This window comes from Dysgonomonas sp. HDW5B (genome assembly GCF_011299335.1).
Taxonomy (GTDB): Bacteria; Bacteroidota; Bacteroidia; order Bacteroidales; family Dysgonomonadaceae; genus Dysgonomonas_A.
The window spans coordinates 393,266-410,137 of the sequence record NZ_CP049858.1 but is presented as its reverse complement, the minus strand read 5'-3'; the positions used below and the strand labels follow the sequence as shown (position 1 = coordinate 410,137).

Sequence of the window (16,872 nt, the reverse complement as noted above, 5' to 3'; positions counted from 1 at the left end):
AGTAACAAAAAGGCTATATCGTTTCAAATTAAAAAACCGTATTGCCACCACCTACATACAATAGGGGTTGATTAATGTTGTACATTTGTCTGAATAATATAAAAATCCATTAAATATAAATATAAATTAAATCATGTCGGAAGAACAAAAACGGTTACTAGAACAACAACTTTGGAATATAGCTAACACTCTACGCGGCAAGATGGATGCCGACGAATTTCGCGATTACATACTCGGATTTATTTTCTTCAAATACTTGTCCGAAAAACAATATATGTACGCCAACGAATTGCTCGAAAGCGAAGACGTAACAGACTATCGTCTGCTAACTGATAAAGAAGCCTTAGAAGCAATAAAAGACGAATCGCTTGAAAAACTGGGTTATTACCTCCCGCCTTGCGACCTCTTCAGCTCGCTGGCACAAAAAGGACAAGCAGAAAAAGATGGTAAAAGTAACTTCATCATCGAAGACCTTCAACGCATACTCAACGAAATAGAGCAGAGCACAATGGGGACAGATAGTGAAGATGACTTTAACAAGCTGTTTGAAGATCTTGACCTCAACTCTACCAAACTAGGACGAAGTGCCGAAGCTCGTAATGAAATTATAGCCAAAGTACTTACACACCTCGATGCCATAGACTTCGAATTATCAAATAGTAAATCGGATGTGTTGGGCGATGCTTATGAATACCTGATCGGAAAATTTGCATCGGGAGCAGGCAAAAAAGCAGGCGAATTTTATACACCACAACCTGTATCAAAAGTACTGTCTAAGTTAGTAACTACAGGCAAAAAACGTCTTCGATCGGTTTACGATCCCACATGTGGATCGGGTTCTTTGCTTCTGCGTGTTGGTAAAGAAGTAGAAGTAAGCGAATACTATGGACAGGAACTCAACCGTACCACCTACAACCTTGCACGCATGAATATGATTCTGCACGGCGTGCATTACAGCAAATTCAATATAGAACAGGAAGATACCCTTGTCGATCCTCGCCACTTGGAGAAGCGATTCGAAGCCATTGTAGCCAATCCGCCATTTTCGGCACAATGGAAAGGCAAAGACAATCCGCTAAACAATACCGATGACCGATTTAGCCAATACGGCAAACTTGCTCCATCGTCTAAAGCCGATTTTGCGTTTGTGCAACACATGATTTATCAACTTGCCGACAACGGAACTATGGCGTGTATTCTTCCTCATGGTGTACTCTTTAGAGGAGCATCCGAAGGAACAATACGTCAATACCTTATCGGAAACCTTAACTACCTTGATGCCGTGATAGGCTTGCCTGCCAATATATTTTATGGTACATCTATACCCACTTGTATATTGGTATTGAAAAAATGCCGTATATCGCCCGACGATATTTTATTTATAGACGCGTCGGCTGATTTTGTGAAAGAAGGAAATCAAAATACATTGACAGATGAGCATGTAGATAAGATAGTAGATGCCTACCGCCAACGTGTGAATATAGACCGATACAGTTATGTAGCACCACTGAGTGAAGTAGCTGAGAATGACTATAACCTCAATATTCCCCGTTATGTAGATACTTTTGAAAAAGAAGCAAGTATTGACCTTGCCGAAGTAAGCCGACGGCTGAAAGAGATCGATATACAGTTGGGAGAAACGGATAAGTGTATAGCTGATTTTTGTCGTCAACTGGGAATAAACACACCATTCTAAAAAAATAGGAAACAATATGACAGCAACAAAAAAACAGCGTGTGCCTGCCTTACGTTTTCCAGAGTTTAGAGAAGGATGGGAAGAAAAATCGATTGGAGCAGTTACGGATAGATATGTAAATTCAGTCGAAGTAAATGAAGAGGAATGGTATAGGGAGATTGGAATAAGATCACATGGTAAAGGGATATTTCATAAAGAATTAATAAAAGGAGAAAGCTTAGGGAACAAAAGAGTTTTTTGGATAAAAGAGAACGCATTTATTGTAAATATAGTCTTTGCATGGGAACAGGCTGTTGCTAAAACGACTATCAATGAGGTCGGATTTATTGCTTCTCATCGTTTTCCGATGTATCTCCCTAGAAAAGGGCAATCATCTACGGATTATTTATTACATTTTTTCTTAACAAGAAAAGGTAAAACATTATTAGAGTTGGCTTCTCCCGGTGGAGCCGGTCGCAACAAAACATTAGGACAAAAAGAGTTTGAAAAAACAAGTTTTTATCTACCTAGTCTCTCAGAGCAGCAAAAAATAGCAGAATTCCTATGTTTGGTAGACAAGCGTATCGAATTGCTAAAGGAAAAGAAAAAGAATCTAGAAGCCTATAAAAAAGGAGTAATGCAACAAATATTTTCACAAACGCTCCGCTTTAAGAACAAAAACGGAAATAATTATCCGAAATGGGAAGAAAAGAAGCTGAGAGAAATTCTTATTGAGCATAAAACGAAAAATAATAATAAGCATAAGATCGAAGAGGTTTTTTCTGTAGCCAAACATCAAGGAGTTATAAATCAAATTGAGCATCTAGGACGTTCGTATGCAGGAGAAGACACCTCTAATTACAAAGTTGTATATCCTAACGATGTTATTTATACGAAAAGTCCAACAAGCGATTTTCCTTTCGGTATTGTTAAGCAAAACAAACTAGATAGAACTGGTATTGTTTCAACTCTTTATGCTGTTTTTAGACCTAAGAGTCAAAACATAGGTTATATTTTGGATTCTTATTTTTTGTCTCCTGCTAATACTTACAATTATTTAGTTCCATTAGTGCAAAAAGGAGCAAAAAACACCATGAATATAAGTAATAACGATTTCTTGGATGGAGCAGTAATACCTTTGCCTGTCGATGAAGAAGAGCAGCAAAAAATTGTCGATTTTCTATCAGCTATAGATGACCCTATCTCACTTTCTAGCACTCAGATAAAAGAAAGCAAAAACTATAAAAAAGGACTTTTGCAACAAATGTTTGTATAAGGCTATGGAGATAAAGAATGAAAAATATTTACTAGAGCAACTATTACATAATGGGCTTGATTTTATAGATGAGTCAATCTTAAATTATGATAGTGGTAAACAGAAATATTCGATTATTCATTTTACATCTGCTGTTGAAGTACTTTTAAAATATCATATTGCTCACAAAGATTGGAAAGATATAATACTGGAGTCCAAGAGGAAAAAAATTACAGAAGCCAATCTAGAATTAACGGTTTTATTAGATGGGGAATATCCAACAATAAGTATATCAGACTGTATTAAAATATTAGGAGAGGAGTTAAATAACAAGGGGATACATTTTAGGAAATTAGCCAAAGAACGAAATAATGCGGTTCATTTCTTTTTGGATAATACCAAATCGGAGGTGTTACATTACGATGTTTTTGAAGACATAAGGAAATTACTGAGTGAACTACCTGATACAAAGAAAATACTACTAGATAAACGCTTACGCTCAATAGCACAATTGGTAAAGAGATCAGCAGGAGAGAAACTAGATAATCTTATGTGGCTTTTGGAAGAAAAGCAAAAGCTCACAAAAGAAAAAATCACGCAAACTGAACTATTTCTAAAAGGCATATGTCTGAAATTCTATGAAGAGGACATTCCTACATTATTTGACAACCAATCTATCGAAGTAGTTAACCTTAAGGACGTTTGTTCAATATCATTTAACCAAGAGACGGAAAATAGTTATCCATTAAAATTATATTCTGGCAATTTTTATATTGATACACTCAATAATAATAAAGGAGTACTTATGGCTTATCTCACACCTAACAACACTTTACTAAGAGAAATGTTAGAAATCATAGTAATAGTGAATCAAAGGCAGTTTAGCAAACTAAGTATAGGCTCAATACTGCCAAGAATTTCAATTCATGATATAGGAAATATCCGTATTAGGTATATACCCCTAAGCCTTCAAGTAAAATTTATTGGACTCTATAATTGTGTCAATTCGAAAATCAACTTGCTCCAAAGGCAATCTGAATTATTATCAGACCATCAAATTGCATTAAAGAACAAATTATATATCTAAACTATGGCAAAAACAAATGGAAATTATGGAATAGTTTATGTGTTGGTCAACCTTGCCATGCCTGGGCTTGTCAAAATAGGTATGACCACCCGCAACGAAATAGACAGTCGATTACGAGAATTGTATAGCACGGGAGTACCCTTGCCATTCGAATGCAGGTATGCGTGCTTGGTGGAAGTTTCAGATTGTGGCAAGGTGGAAAAAGCATTACACAAAGCATTCTATAAAAACAGAATAAATACCAGCCGTGAATTTTTCGACATCGACCCCGAACAAGCTATTGCCATTCTTGAATTGCTGGACAAAAGAGAAATAACCAACGAAGTAGTGGAGGAGTTGGCAAATGATATTACCCTTGCCGATAAAGTGGCTGCCGAGAACTTCAAAAAGAAACGTCGCCCACCACTAAACTTCCGCGAGATGGGTATTCCCCGAGGAGCTAAGTTACAGTTGATAGACGACCAAAATATCGAAGTAGAAGTATGTGGTGACCGTAAAATACTGTTCAATGGCATCGAAACTTCATTGACTGCCGCCACAAAAGAACTGCATCATATTGATCATGCTTTGCAGCCAACTCCCTACTGGACATACAAGGGAAAAAGCTTAAGCGATATTTATAATGAAACATACACAACAGAGGAGGAGTAGATATGCAAACAGGTAAAAATACAATGAGAGGACTATTTGATGGTTCTAAAATATTCAATATCCCTATTTATCAAAGAGCTTACTCATGGGGAGAACAGCAGCTAACAGACTTTCTAAATGATATTGTAAATCAAAGACATGATAATTTGGAAGGAAAAGAAAGGCAATATTTTTTAGGAACTTTCTTATTTCATAAAGTTGGTAAGGTCAAAGATTTTCAACAATATGATGTGATAGATGGGCAACAGCGACTAACAACATTTGCCATATTCATACTATCTCTTCTTTCAGAGTTGGAATCTAGATGCTCCGATTTAGCTACACCAAGACAAAAAAGGACATATATAATAGATGAAGACTTCGTGAAATTAGTTTTGTCAAATGAAGATAGTGCTTTTTTTAAAGCATACATCATTGAAGATAATAGTCCAATTAACATAGAATATACTTCCCAGAAAAAATTAATATTTGCAAAAGCTTTTTTCAGAGAAGAATTTAAAAAATTAGATATTGCTATTCTGAGTAAATTGTTTAATACAGCTACTCAGTCAGAGATATTAATATATGTAGTTGACGAAGTGTCATCTGCAACACAAATATTTGAGTTATTAAATGATAGAGGGAAAAAATTGACAGATTTAGAAGCTATCAAAAGTTTCTTGATGTATAATCTAAATTCTGTTTCTTCTAATCCAGATGATCTGATTAAAGATGTACAAAGTCATTTTAGTAGTGTTTATCGCATAATTGAAAATAATAGATTAAATCCATCCGATGAAATTGATATACTGCGATATCATACAATTGTTTTTAATAGAAATACCGATTTAGGCGGAAAAGAATATCTGAAGCAAAAGATTAGCAAATTAGTTACCGCTGAAAAAGATTATGAAGCAAAAAACTTCATAATCAATTATCCCAAAGAACTAAGAGAGTCATTTGAACTCTACGTGAAGATTAGGTTTAATAAATTGAATTTAAAAGAATTGGATGATCTAATTGAAATAGGTCGAGTTGCTCCATTTTATCCAATGATGATGTATTGTCTATCAGAACAACCCCATCTATTTAAAGATTTAATTGAAGAGTTAAAAAGGTTTACATTTAGAGCTGTGTTTATAGGATTGCGTAGTAACGCTGAAAGTTACATAAATTCAGCTGTTAAGAATAGAGGGGATGATATTTTGGGGATCATCAAACCAATTGTTAGAGATAATTGGTGGAATCTAAATCAACGTGCAGTTGACGTATTAAATTACAATAACTATTATGAATGGCTAAACAAAAACATTATTAAATATATATTGTTCAAATACGAAAATAGTCTCAGAAAAGTCCGTGGATTTTCAGAATTGACAATAGCAAATTATTATGATGATGATTCAAGGACAAAGTTGAACATTGAGCATATTTCGGCACAAAGAGCTAAAGGCATAAATTATGATGACGATTTCATTGAAAACTATGAGCATAGCATTGGTAATTTGGTTATAGATTCAACTGCGTCAAATTCTCGGAAAAACAATGCAAATACAAATCATAAAAGTGAGGAGTTTAAAATGGCTCCTTTAATGTCGCAAAACGAAATCGACACTCAATCTGTAGATTGGACAGATTTAGAAGCAGTAAAACAATACCTAGAAAAACGCAATGCCACTCTGAGAAATTTTATAAAAACAGAGTTAATGAATTAATAAAATGACTGTACCACAAACCGAAGCCGAATTGGAGAAAGGATTAGTTGAGCAACTTGTTTCACTTGGTTATGATTATATAAGTATCAGAAATGAGGATGGCTTATTAGCTAATTTCAGACAACAATTGATGTTGTTTAACAACATACCGTCTTTGTCTGATCGTGAGTTTAACCAAATTCTAAATCAGATGCAGAAAGGTTCTATCTTCGAGAAGGCTAAAACCTTACGTGAGATAATGAGCTATACGAAGGACAATGGCGAAACAGGCTATGTATCTTTCCTCAGTAAAGGGAATACGAAAGAAGAGTGGTGTCGCAATCGTTATCAAGTAACTCAACAAATTACGATGGAGGGTAAATACCAAACCCGTTATGATGTTACACTACTAATCAACGGTTTACCATTAGTGCAAATAGAACTTAAACGTCGTGGTTTAGAACTCAAAGAAGCCTTTGAACAGACAAACCGCTATGAACGCCACAGTTATAGTACAGGAATTGGCTTATTTCAGTATATACAATTATTTGTTATTAGTAATGGGGTAAATACTAAGTACTATGCTAATAATAAGATTGCAGCAAGAACATTTAAACAAACCTTCTATTGGAGCGATACAAGTAATCGATTGATAACGCAGCTACGCGAATTTACATATACTTTTCTCGATACCTGCCATTTGTCTAAGATGCTCTCCAAGTATATCGTTCTGAATCAAACGCATGAGATATTAATGGTCCTACGACCGTATCAGTTTTATGCTGTAGAAGCTATTGTTGATCGGGTAAAGAACACAGACAAATACGGTTATATTTGGCATACTACAGGTAGTGGTAAGACCCTGACCTCATTCAAAGCCAGTCAGATATTAACAGGATTACCGAATATTGCCAAAGTCGTGTTTGTGGTAGACCGTAAAGATTTAGATTATCAGACAACCAAAGAGTTTAACGGTTTTAGTAAAGGCAGCATAGATGGTACTGCAAATACAAAGTCACTGGTTAAGCAATTTGAAGATGCCAATACAAAGCTAATTGTTACGACCATCCAAAAACTCGATGTGGCTATCAAGAAAGAACGCTACAAAAAAGTAATGGAGCAGTTTCAAGACAAAAAACTAGTATTTATTTTTGATGAGTGTCATCGTAGCCAATTCGGAGATACACACCAACGCATTAAAAAGTATTTCCCTGCAAGTCAACTATTCGGCTTTACAGGTACGCCCATTTTTGCAAAAAATGCCTCTGTCAATCAAACAGGTAAGCATACCACCGAAGAGTTGTTCGTTGAATGTCTTCATAAATACGTCATTACAGATGCCATTCGTGATGAGAATGTTTTAAAATTTTCGGTAGAGTATATCAATACTGTAAAAAAGAAAGAAGGAATTGTAGATATAGAGGTAGAGGCTATCGATACTAAAGAAGTGATGGAAGCTCCTCAGCGATTGGAAAACATTGTGGACTACATCATAGCCAATCACAATCGGAAAACGCATAATCGGGAATTTACGGCTATGTTTTGTGTACCATCGATAGAAGTGCTTATAACATATTACGACCTCTTAAAAAAGAAGAAAGACGAGGGCAAACATAATCTGAAAATAGCCACTATATTCTCTTATCGGGCAAACGAAGACGACAAAGAGGCTAAAGGCTTTGTAATGGATGACGAAGAACTTCTGGACGAACCCGAAACACTTTATAAACATTCACGTGAAAAGCTCGATGACTATATTACCGATTATAATAAAATGTTCGGTTCGAACTTTTCTACAAAAGACAGCCTATCGTTCTATAACTACTATAATGATATTTCGAAGAAAGTTAAAAACAAACATATCGATATTCTTTTAGTTGTTAATATGTTCCTTACAGGTTTTGATAGTCCCGCACTTAACACATTATATGTTGATAAAAACTTGAAATATCACGGACTAATACAGGCATACTCTCGCACGAATCGAATATTGAATGAACTAAAATCCCAAGGAAACATCGTTTGCTTCCGTAATCTCAAACCAGCTACAGACGATGCAATAGCTCTTTTTTCGAATAAAGAAGCAAAGAGTGAAATCATTATGCCTCCATATGAAGAATTTGTAAAAGAATTCAACCTTGCAGTTGACGATCTATTAAAGATTGCTCCCACGGTAGATAGTGTTACCTGTTTAGTGGACGAAAATGAAGAGTTCGCCTTTATTACAGCCTTCCGTCAGTTGATGCGATTAAAAAACAAACTGGAGTACTTCTCGCAATTCGATTATGCCGATTTGGCTATGGATGCACAGTTATTTGATGATTACAAAGGCAAATACTTAGATCTTTACGATAAAGTGCGTACAAGTCAGAAAACAGAAAAAGTTTCTATCCTTGAAGATGTAAACTTCGAATTGGAATTAATTCATCGTGATGAAATAAATGTAGCTTATATTCTCCAACTTTTGGCGAAGTTGAAAGGTGAAACACCTGAAGAGCAAGTCCGACTGCGTAAGTCAATAGAAGACTTGATGGCAGGTGATGTAGGGTTGCGTAGTAAACGAGAATTGATAGAGCAGTTTATAAATAACAACTTACTCAAAATAAAGGATGAGGAGGATGTTGAGAAAGAATTTATCAAATTTTGGGACGAAGAAAAGTTATTAGCATTAAAGCAATTGAGTCTCGATGAAAATTTGGATGGAGAAAAACTCCAAAAATTGATAGGTAATTATCTCTTTACGGAAAAAGAGCCTTTACGCGATGATATTATTGATATAATGAATGACCGTCCTAGCCTTAAAGAACGTAAGTCTGTAGCGGAGCGTGTGCTTGACAAGATTAAGAATTATGTTGATACGTTTATTGAGGGAATGTAAGCTACATGCTAACCATATTTTATCAATAATTACTATTACAAAAGTAGATTGAACGAGAAGAAGTATGAAATTTGGCTTTAGTTTTTGTTGACATAGAATAATTATGCCTATTCTTGATGCAATCAAATGATACTATCAGCATGAAGACTCCATATCAAATAACAGCTATAATTCTATCAAAGATAGTGTCTATATCAGAAAAAAACAGTTTTCATTGGAGATAGACGATGATTGAGTTTTTTTTATTTTGGTAAATCTTTGTTAATCATATCAATATCATCCATTAGTAGAGTATATATATTGGATAGAGTTAGTAAAATGTACATTATCAGATCATAAAATAATGCTAAATTTATAGCTGTCAGAGCAAGCATTATCGTATTATTATTACTTATTTTCTGAAAGACGAGGAGAATAATCAATGCAAAACTAATTACAATGATAAACGTAATCTGCTGTACAAAACTTCGAGTAAAATTGCTAAAGCGTATCAGGTAATTTTTAGTGCTATTATCTGTCTTATTCTTAAACCTTTCTATTCGCTGAGATAATTTATCTGGGACAGTAAATAATACACCAAATATTAATGCAGTAAATATACTCAACACGGTCAGTAGCCTATCTATAATGTCTTCTAAATTTATTTCTTTCCAAAAAGTAAGTACACAGATTAAAATTGGAACAAAAATAAATCCTAAATATACTTGAAATTTTGACCTTTTATTTCCGTCAATATCATATAGTAGCGATTTTATTCCGTCTTTAATTATCCTATATATTTGTTTAAATATGTATGTCATCTTAATTTTGGCGTATATGATATCTGCCTTTTAATATCATTCAACATTCCTTTGGTATATTGATGAAGGTCATCCCATTTTGGCAACTGTGAATTGTCCTCTTTCAACGAATCATCTAATGTAATTGTCGGCAATATACTATCTATATTTGCTAATGTTGCATTAGCTCTTTTACCTTCTGAATCTACATAGAAAAGCTTTACCTTGTCTTGAGTTTCATCATAGTCTGTATCAATTGCCTTTATCTGAGATTTTAATACATTCTTATAGTTTACAACTGATATGAAATCTTTAAAGGGTATTTTAAACCGACTGAAGATAGACCTCCTTTTTGCGTGTGTAAATGGATTAAAAACAGGGTTTAAAGGTCGATTTGTATCTCTGTTACGATGAATTACTTGTATTTCGCTAATGTATCCATCTTTCAAGAACCGGTCTATATATTCATCAGGAATACATTTGCTCCACTCTGCTTTGTAACCATTAGTTATGAAATAGTTACTAAGCTGCTCTTTAAATAAAGTCGTACAACCTGTATTTGTGTAACTCTGCACCATTAAAATACCTACATTAGAATCAACAGGTATCCAAATTTTGTAGAAATAATAAAGCGATGTTACATTATCTCCTGCTATTTTGCTTGTCGGTAGGGTTGCATTGTCAGATTGATATACGTCATATTCTATACCTGTTGCACCACCTTTGAATATACCCCAAACTGTATAGTCATTAGAATTATACCCTTTGAATTGGTCGGTAGTTACACTCATTGCTTGTGTATTAACTTTATTGGGCTTAAATGAGGCATTAAAGCCATTTATAAAATCTTCTAAAAAAACTTTCATATAATTTACTTCATCTATTTCTTCAATAGATAAAGTATTTACAAAATCACCAAGTATACATTCATCTTTTTCTGTAATGTATGCAACCCTCTCTTCTCCACGAATTCGTCTTGTAGTTTCCTCTTTTATTTTCTTAAGATTAAAATAATAGATGTCAAGTTTTAATGTGTATCCCATATAGATTATTCTTTAGGTGGTGACGTGTTAAAGGTCTCCATTGTAAAATTTATAGGAAACAAATCTAATAACAATCCATTAAAATCCATACATATATCTTAACAAAGTTATATTATTTATAAACAAAGCATTGGAGTCACGAATAATATAAACATTCCAATAGAAGCAATAAGTGTGATAGCAGTGAAAACTGATATAGTTATAGGGGAAAACAAAAAGATCGTATTACTTATTTCCATAGATGGGAAGAAAATGTAAGGGAATGGTAACCTAATGTTTTTTAATTACTAACTTTCTTTTTCCATCTGCTCTACAAAATAATAGAGATAAGAATAAAACGTCAAGGTCAAGCTCTAAAGAGTTCCGCCGTAAATCTTCCAAGCCTACGGCTAGAGTATTTACGGCGAAAACCTTGTCTTATTTATTCTTATCTTATATGGGGTGTATAGCAGTTTTAAAAAGAAGAAATATATGAAAATATCTTACACCACCCACTTGTCCGCCATCTCCATAATAATATCTTCATCGTGCAGATGGGTGTAAATATCCTTAATGTCATTACCCTCTGCATGCCCCATTATACGTTCGGCAATACCGTCTCTAATGCCCCTTTTAGCAGTAATAGTTCGGAACGTATGTCGGGCTCGATGGAAGGTTATTGTCTTTTTAATCTTTAGGTCAGTCATTATCTCTTTCAAATATCGATTTGTAGGTTGATTAGTCAAAGGCTGAAATATTTTTTGAAAAGATTCGCCATCTCCTAATAGTTTTACTACAGTAGGTGAAACTATGGGGATTTTATAGGCTACGCTTGTCTTGGTGCGTTCATTATATAGCATAGCGTAAGTTTGTCCATCTTTCAGTTGTAAGGGCTTTAAATCATCGTAAGTGAGGACTGAAAACTCAGCGAATGACAGGCTAGTATAACAACTGAACAAAAATTCACGTAAGACCTCGTGTTTACCTTCCTCATATTTATTCTCATCATAGGCTATTTGGAGTTTCTTCAACTCTTCTTCAGTTAGCACATCATTATTTTGAGCCTTGATATTCTTCTTTATCTCAAACTTCTCATAAGGATTCTTAGATAGCTTTTCTTTATCAACAGCTAAGCCTACAAGAAATTTAAAGTTTGAATGTTTCTTGTAAACTGTAGATAGGATATTACCACTTTCAAGCTCATGTTTATGGAATCGTTGAATATAATCTAGTGTTATATCTTCAAATGAAAGAATAGGTCTCCATTTCTTCATCGTATTGATTAGCTTGTAATAATTTGCTATAGTGCCACTAGCACGAGAGGCTTTCAATAACTCTATTTCATCCTCTATGAATGTATAAAAATCTGTATTGCCATGATTTCTATCCATTAATTTGTTCATAAATTCAGGAAAGGGTAGAGGTTTAAAGTAATTCTCCATTACAAGATTATCAGCTTTATTGTAAATCTCTTTGATTGTCTTGTTGTAAAAATCACAACGATGAATACCTCCTCGAACAGTTTTCGAGATGTTATTCCAGTGTTTAGGAAATACTGAGATGTTTAGGCTGATTAGTGTAGAACGTCGATGTGCAGTATAACGCAGACAAACCATTTGTTTGCCTTCACGAGTTACATAGTCTTTTCGTAACTCAATTTGGATAGTCGCTTTTCTCATGCTATTTGTTTGTTTTACTGTAAAACATTTGTAAAACAAATAGCTAAAAACTATGAAATTTAACCTTTTTATCCTTCCACCACAGAGGACGTAAGTCTTTGAAAAACAGAAGGAATAGAGTTTTAATTTCTATTCCTTCAATGCTTCTAGAGGTTCCTGGCGGATTCGAACCGCCGTAGACGGTTTTGCAGACCGGTGCCTAGCCACTCGGCCAAGGAACCAATTTTGGGCTTAGCGAGTGCAAATATAAGTCAATATCTTGATTTAGCCAAAACAATTTGCCGATTTTAGCCCAAAGTTTTCAGAATGTTAAATAACACCCTTTGTGCTAGGGAGTTCGTAATTGAATATATCTCGTTGCTTGGCCATTTTTATAGATCTGGCAAGAGCTTTGAAGATACCTTCTATCTTATGATGTTCATTTGTACCCTCTGCTTTTATATTCAGATTCATTTTTGCAGCATCACTTAAAGACTTGAAAAAGTGTAAAAACATTTCCGTTGGCATATCACCCACTTTTTCACGTTTAAAATCGGCATCCCATACCAGCCAAGGCCTTCCTCCGAAGTCAATAGCCACAGTACATAAGCAATCATCCATTGGAAGGCAGTAGCCGTAGCGTTCTATCCCTCTTTTGTCTCCTAAAGCCTTAGAAATGGCTTCTCCTAGGGCGATAGCAGTATCTTCTATGGTGTGATGTTCATCTACATTCAAATCACCGTTAACTTTTATAGTAAGATCTGTATTCGAATGCTTGCCAATCTGCTCGAGCATATGATCAAAGAAAGATAACCCTGTATGAATATCGCACGAGCCTTTGCCATCTAAATTTAAAGATACGTATATATCTGTCTCTTTCGTTGTACGTTTTATCTCTGCTTTACGTTCGCCTGCAAAAAGAAATTCACTTATAGTATCCCAATTTTCGGTTTGCAGTACACAATATTCTTTTAATTCTGTGGGGAGCTCAGTATCTTCTTTTAAAAAGATGCCTCTGCAGCCTAAATTTTTGGCTAATTCAATATCAGTGAGTCTGTCTCCAATAACAAATGAATTTTGTAAGTCATATTCACTTGAAAGGTATTTAGTAAGCATACCTGTGCGTGGTTTGCGTGTAGGGGCATTGTCTTCGGGAAAACTTCTGTCGATTAGAATATCACTAAAAGTGATGCCTTCACCTTCAAGAGTCTTTAACATTTTATTGTGAGCCGGCCAAAATGTATCTTCAGGAAAAGATGAAGTACCTAATCCATCTTGATTGGTGACCATTACAAATTCAAAATCCAGATTTTTCTGAATGAAGAATAGATTCCGGAGAACTTTCGGATAAAACTCTAACTTTTCGAGGCTGTCCAATTGATAATCAACAGGAGGCTCTATCACAATAGTTCCGTCTCTGTCTATGAATAGGGCTTTTTTCTTCATTAGTAAGTGAATAAAAGTATTTTAATGATATATTTTCAGAACAATAAGAGACCTTACTTAGTATACTTGTAAGCATACATATACACCTAAATTCTTATTATTCAGTTATGTTTTTGTAAATCTTGGGAGTATCGCCATATACAGGCAATTTTCCATCCCATTTTTCGATGAACATCTTTTGAATAGCAAGAGAAGTTATCGCAGAATTCTTTAATGAATCTTCTCTACTTTTGGTTCTAGCCTCCAGTAGAGCAATCTGGGCTTCTGCTTCTGCCTGCTTTATTTTGTCTTCGGCTAAAATCGCATTTTGAAGAGCTTGACTGCGAAGAGCGATAATATCTTTTATCTTTTGAGGTATCTGTAAATTCGAATTGGTATTTTTCAGAATCAATCCGATTTCACCCATTTTAGAAGATAGGATATTGCTAACCTGAGTTTCAAAACTATTTTTATTGCTGACAAGTGAATCTGAACTGAAAACTCCTGCCGCTTGTGCATATGAATGAGCAACTATTTCTTTGAGATAATTATTGTTTATTTCAGACAAAGATTGCTTATCACTTTTGTAAAGAAGTTCGACTTTCGATTCATCTACCTGATAGGATATTCTTGGTTTCACAATAAATTCAGTACCATCCAGTGCATTTATCCTGATAGAATCGTATGCGACTGTTTGGATGGTAGTGGGGTAGATTGCTATTTCTGTATACATAGGCATAAAGACTACATAGCCTTTTACTACTTTAGAGTTATAATCAACCGTATTATCCAAAGGGTTTCCTATACTCGATTGTACACCGATATATCCGGATTGAATATGTTTTATCTGCATGAAGAATTTACTGAATATTCCACCTATTACTAGTATAAGGAATAAAACAAGTAAGAATTTCCACTTCTTATTACCCTTCTTTTTCTTTTTATCTTCTTCTATTTCTATTGGCATATTGAGTAATGTAAAATGTATAATGCTATATTCAAAGCTATAGCTAATTGTAGTTGATTTGCTTGCCAAAACAATCAAAAAGGTCTGCTGCCTTAAATAGATTTTAGAGCACCAATCAGCTTGTTATTTTCTTCTTTAGTTCCAATGGTTACTCGCAGACATCCATTGCAGAGAGACACTGTATTTCTGTTGCGTATGATAATACCTTGATTTACCAATTTATTATATGTATCATTAGCATCGGGAACTTTTACCAATATAAAGTTGGCATCCGAAGGATATATCTTTTCTATAAATGAAATCTTTAATAGTTCCTGTACAAGATAAACTCTTTGTGCAAGAAGTGTTTTTACCCATTCCTCTTTCAGTTGTATTTTATCTAATTCGGATTGTACAAAGTTTTGTGTCAGTATATTTATATTGTAAGGATATTTCACCTTATTAAATAAGCTGATTATTTCGGGCGAAGCAAATGCCATTCCTAATCTTACAGCTGCTATTCCCCATGCTTTAGAGAATGTTTGTAGAATTATAAGGTTAGGGTATTTATCTAATTCCGATACCCAGCTTGCTTCGGGAGCAAAGTCGATATAAGCTTCGTCTAAAACTACTATTCCAGAAAAACCTTGAACAATCTTCAAGACTTCTTCTTTATTCAACAAGTTTCCCGAGGGATTATTTGGAGAGCAAAGAAATATAATCTTGCTTTTATCATCCGTAGCTTTTAGAACAGCATCTGCATCTAGGATGAAATTATCTTTAAGCAGTACTGACCGGTATTTAACATTGTTGATATCTGCACATACCTTGTACATGCCATAGGTAGGATCGATAGCAACAATATTATCAACAGTAGGCTCGCAAAAAATACGGATTACAATATCGATAGGTTCGTCACTTCCGTTACCAAAAAATATCTTTTGGATATCTACATGCTTTATTTCAGAAACTTTTTCTTTGAGTTTCCACTGTAAAGGATCGGGGTAACGGTTATAAGGACCATTTAAGGGATTCTCATTTGCATCAAGATAAACGGATGCTTCTCCTTTGAATTCATCTCTGGCAGAAGAATACGCTTTCAGATTCCATATGTTTTTGCGAACTAACTGTTGTAAATTCATTATTCTAAAAATAAAAAGTTTATCAAAAAGATAATAAGGTCGGAGACCTTAGATTGAGATTTTAACACCTAACAATTTATAAAATTCAGCCAATATAGCTTGATGTCCCGGCCATGCTGGTGATGTTGTTAAGTTTCCGTCTGTAATGGCTTCCGCAGGGGCAATATTTTTATATATACCTCCAGCTAAGTCTACTTCGGGAGCTACGGCTGCATAACAAGTCAGAGTTCTACCCGATACAACTTTTGCTGCGGTTAATATTTGAATACCATGGCAGATAGCAGCAACAGGCAAGTTCTTATCGAAGAAGTATCGTGTATAGTCCAATACTTTCTTGTTTAGTCGGATATATTCGGGAGCTCTTCCTCCTGTTATGTATAATCCGCAATACTCCTCGAGTCTTACATCATCGAAATTTTTAGTGATAACAAAGTTATGTCCTCTTAATTCGATATATGTTTGATAATCTGTAAAATCATGTATCGCTGTAGCAATCGTATCTCCTGTTTTCTTGTCAGGGCAAACTACATCTACATGAAAACCTAGAGATTCTAACGCTTGGTATGGAACCATCAACTCATAATCTTCAACGAAATCGCCTGCTAACATTAAAATTTTCTTGCTCATAGCTGTAATGTTTTAAAAGTTAAGTTTTTTCAACTGTTATTTAAGGAGTTGAGA

The 16,872-nt window shown here is 34.6% G+C and carries 12 protein-coding genes and 1 tRNA gene; 6 read left to right on the top strand and 7 right to left on the bottom strand.

Features of this window, described 5'->3' with window-relative positions:
• Positions 1 to 133: 133 nt before the first annotated feature.
• The 6 genes from G7051_RS01625 to G7051_RS01600 are packed head-to-tail and all read left to right on the top strand — an operon-like array spanning position 134 to position 9,219.
• A complete protein-coding gene (locus G7051_RS01625) occupies positions 134 to 1,696 on the top strand; it encodes a type I restriction-modification system subunit M (protein WP_166198019.1) in 1,563 nt (520 codons plus the stop codon).
• A gap of 16 nt (positions 1,697 to 1,712) precedes the next feature.
• A complete protein-coding gene (locus G7051_RS01620; RefSeq protein WP_166198017.1) occupies positions 1,713 to 2,951 on the top strand; it encodes a restriction endonuclease subunit S in 1,239 nt (412 codons plus the stop codon).
• 4 nt (positions 2,952 to 2,955) lie between these two features.
• The gene (locus G7051_RS01615) at positions 2,956 to 4,017 is read left to right on the top strand and encodes a hypothetical protein (protein WP_166198015.1); all 1,062 of its coding nucleotides are present in this window, start codon (positions 2,956 to 2,958) and stop codon (positions 4,015 to 4,017) included.
• Positions 4,018 to 4,020: 3 nt separating this feature from the next.
• The gene (locus G7051_RS01610; RefSeq protein ID WP_166198013.1) at positions 4,021 to 4,668 is read left to right on the top strand and encodes a GIY-YIG nuclease family protein; all 648 of its coding nucleotides are present in this window, start codon (positions 4,021 to 4,023) and stop codon (positions 4,666 to 4,668) included.
• Between the two features lie 2 nt (positions 4,669 to 4,670).
• Positions 4,671 to 6,362: a DUF262 domain-containing protein gene (locus tag G7051_RS01605; protein WP_166198011.1), complete on the top strand. Its 1,692-nt coding sequence runs from the start codon at positions 4,671 to 4,673 to the stop codon at positions 6,360 to 6,362.
• Between the two features lie 4 nt (positions 6,363 to 6,366).
• Positions 6,367 to 9,219: a type I restriction endonuclease subunit R gene (locus G7051_RS01600; protein WP_166198009.1), complete on the top strand. Its 2,853-nt coding sequence runs from the start codon at positions 6,367 to 6,369 to the stop codon at positions 9,217 to 9,219.
• A gap of 796 nt (positions 9,220 to 10,015) precedes the next feature.
• On the opposite strand, the gene G7051_RS01595 is transcribed toward G7051_RS01600, so the two are convergent.
• The 7 genes from G7051_RS01595 to G7051_RS01565 all read right to left on the bottom strand — a co-directional run bounded on the left by G7051_RS01595 (position 10,016) and on the right by G7051_RS01565 (position 16,818).
• Entirely contained in the window at positions 10,016 to 11,041 is a 1,026-nt protein-coding gene (locus G7051_RS01595) for a hypothetical protein (protein ID WP_166198006.1), read from the bottom strand.
• A gap of 482 nt (positions 11,042 to 11,523) precedes the next feature.
• Positions 11,524 to 12,699, bottom strand: a complete 1,176-nt coding sequence (locus tag G7051_RS01590) for a site-specific integrase (protein WP_166198004.1) — start codon at positions 12,697 to 12,699, stop codon at positions 11,524 to 11,526.
• A 150-nt stretch (positions 12,700 to 12,849) separates the two neighbouring features.
• Positions 12,850 to 12,920 (bottom strand) — tRNA-Cys (locus G7051_RS01585).
• Between the two features lie 88 nt (positions 12,921 to 13,008).
• Complete coding sequence (gene hisB, locus G7051_RS01580) at positions 13,009 to 14,124, bottom strand: bifunctional histidinol-phosphatase/imidazoleglycerol-phosphate dehydratase HisB (RefSeq protein WP_166198002.1); 1,116 nt, start codon at positions 14,122 to 14,124, stop codon at positions 13,009 to 13,011.
• A 97-nt stretch (positions 14,125 to 14,221) separates the two neighbouring features.
• The gene (locus G7051_RS01575; protein WP_166198000.1) at positions 14,222 to 15,070 is read right to left on the bottom strand and encodes an SPFH domain-containing protein; all 849 of its coding nucleotides are present in this window, start codon (positions 15,068 to 15,070) and stop codon (positions 14,222 to 14,224) included.
• A 92-nt stretch (positions 15,071 to 15,162) separates the two neighbouring features.
• Complete coding sequence (gene hisC, locus G7051_RS01570) at positions 15,163 to 16,194, bottom strand: histidinol-phosphate transaminase (protein ID WP_221412931.1); 1,032 nt, start codon at positions 16,192 to 16,194, stop codon at positions 15,163 to 15,165.
• Positions 16,195 to 16,239: 45 nt separating this feature from the next.
• Positions 16,240 to 16,818 (bottom strand): DJ-1/PfpI family protein, encoded by a 579-nt coding sequence (locus tag G7051_RS01565; protein ID WP_166197997.1) that lies wholly within the window; start codon positions 16,816 to 16,818, stop codon positions 16,240 to 16,242.
• Between the last annotated feature and the right edge of the window lie 54 nt (positions 16,819 to 16,872).

Excerpts from the sequence above, each read along its gene's own strand:
- G7051_RS01625 (WP_166198019.1), top strand. The coding sequence starts at position 134 with ATGTCGGAAGAACAAAAACGGTTACTAGAACAACAACTTTGGAATATA.
- G7051_RS01620 (WP_166198017.1), top strand. The coding sequence starts at position 1,713 with ATGACAGCAACAAAAAAACAGCGTGTGCCTGCCTTACGTTTTCCAGAG.
- G7051_RS01615 (WP_166198015.1), top strand. The coding sequence starts at position 2,956 with ATGGAGATAAAGAATGAAAAATATTTACTAGAGCAACTATTACATAAT.
- G7051_RS01610 (WP_166198013.1), top strand. The coding sequence starts at position 4,021 with ATGGCAAAAACAAATGGAAATTATGGAATAGTTTATGTGTTGGTCAAC.
- G7051_RS01605 (WP_166198011.1), top strand. The coding sequence starts at position 4,671 with ATGCAAACAGGTAAAAATACAATGAGAGGACTATTTGATGGTTCTAAA.
- G7051_RS01600 (WP_166198009.1), top strand. The coding sequence starts at position 6,367 with ATGACTGTACCACAAACCGAAGCCGAATTGGAGAAAGGATTAGTTGAG.
- G7051_RS01595 (WP_166198006.1), bottom strand. The coding sequence starts at position 11,041 with ATGGGATACACATTAAAACTTGACATCTATTATTTTAATCTTAAGAAA.
- G7051_RS01590 (WP_166198004.1), bottom strand. The coding sequence starts at position 12,699 with ATGAGAAAAGCGACTATCCAAATTGAGTTACGAAAAGACTATGTAACT.
- hisB (WP_166198002.1), bottom strand. The coding sequence starts at position 14,124 with ATGAAGAAAAAAGCCCTATTCATAGACAGAGACGGAACTATTGTGATA.
- G7051_RS01575 (WP_166198000.1), bottom strand. The coding sequence starts at position 15,070 with ATGCCAATAGAAATAGAAGAAGATAAAAAGAAAAAGAAGGGTAATAAG.
- G7051_RS01565 (WP_166197997.1), bottom strand. The coding sequence starts at position 16,818 with ATGAGCAAGAAAATTTTAATGTTAGCAGGCGATTTCGTTGAAGATTAT.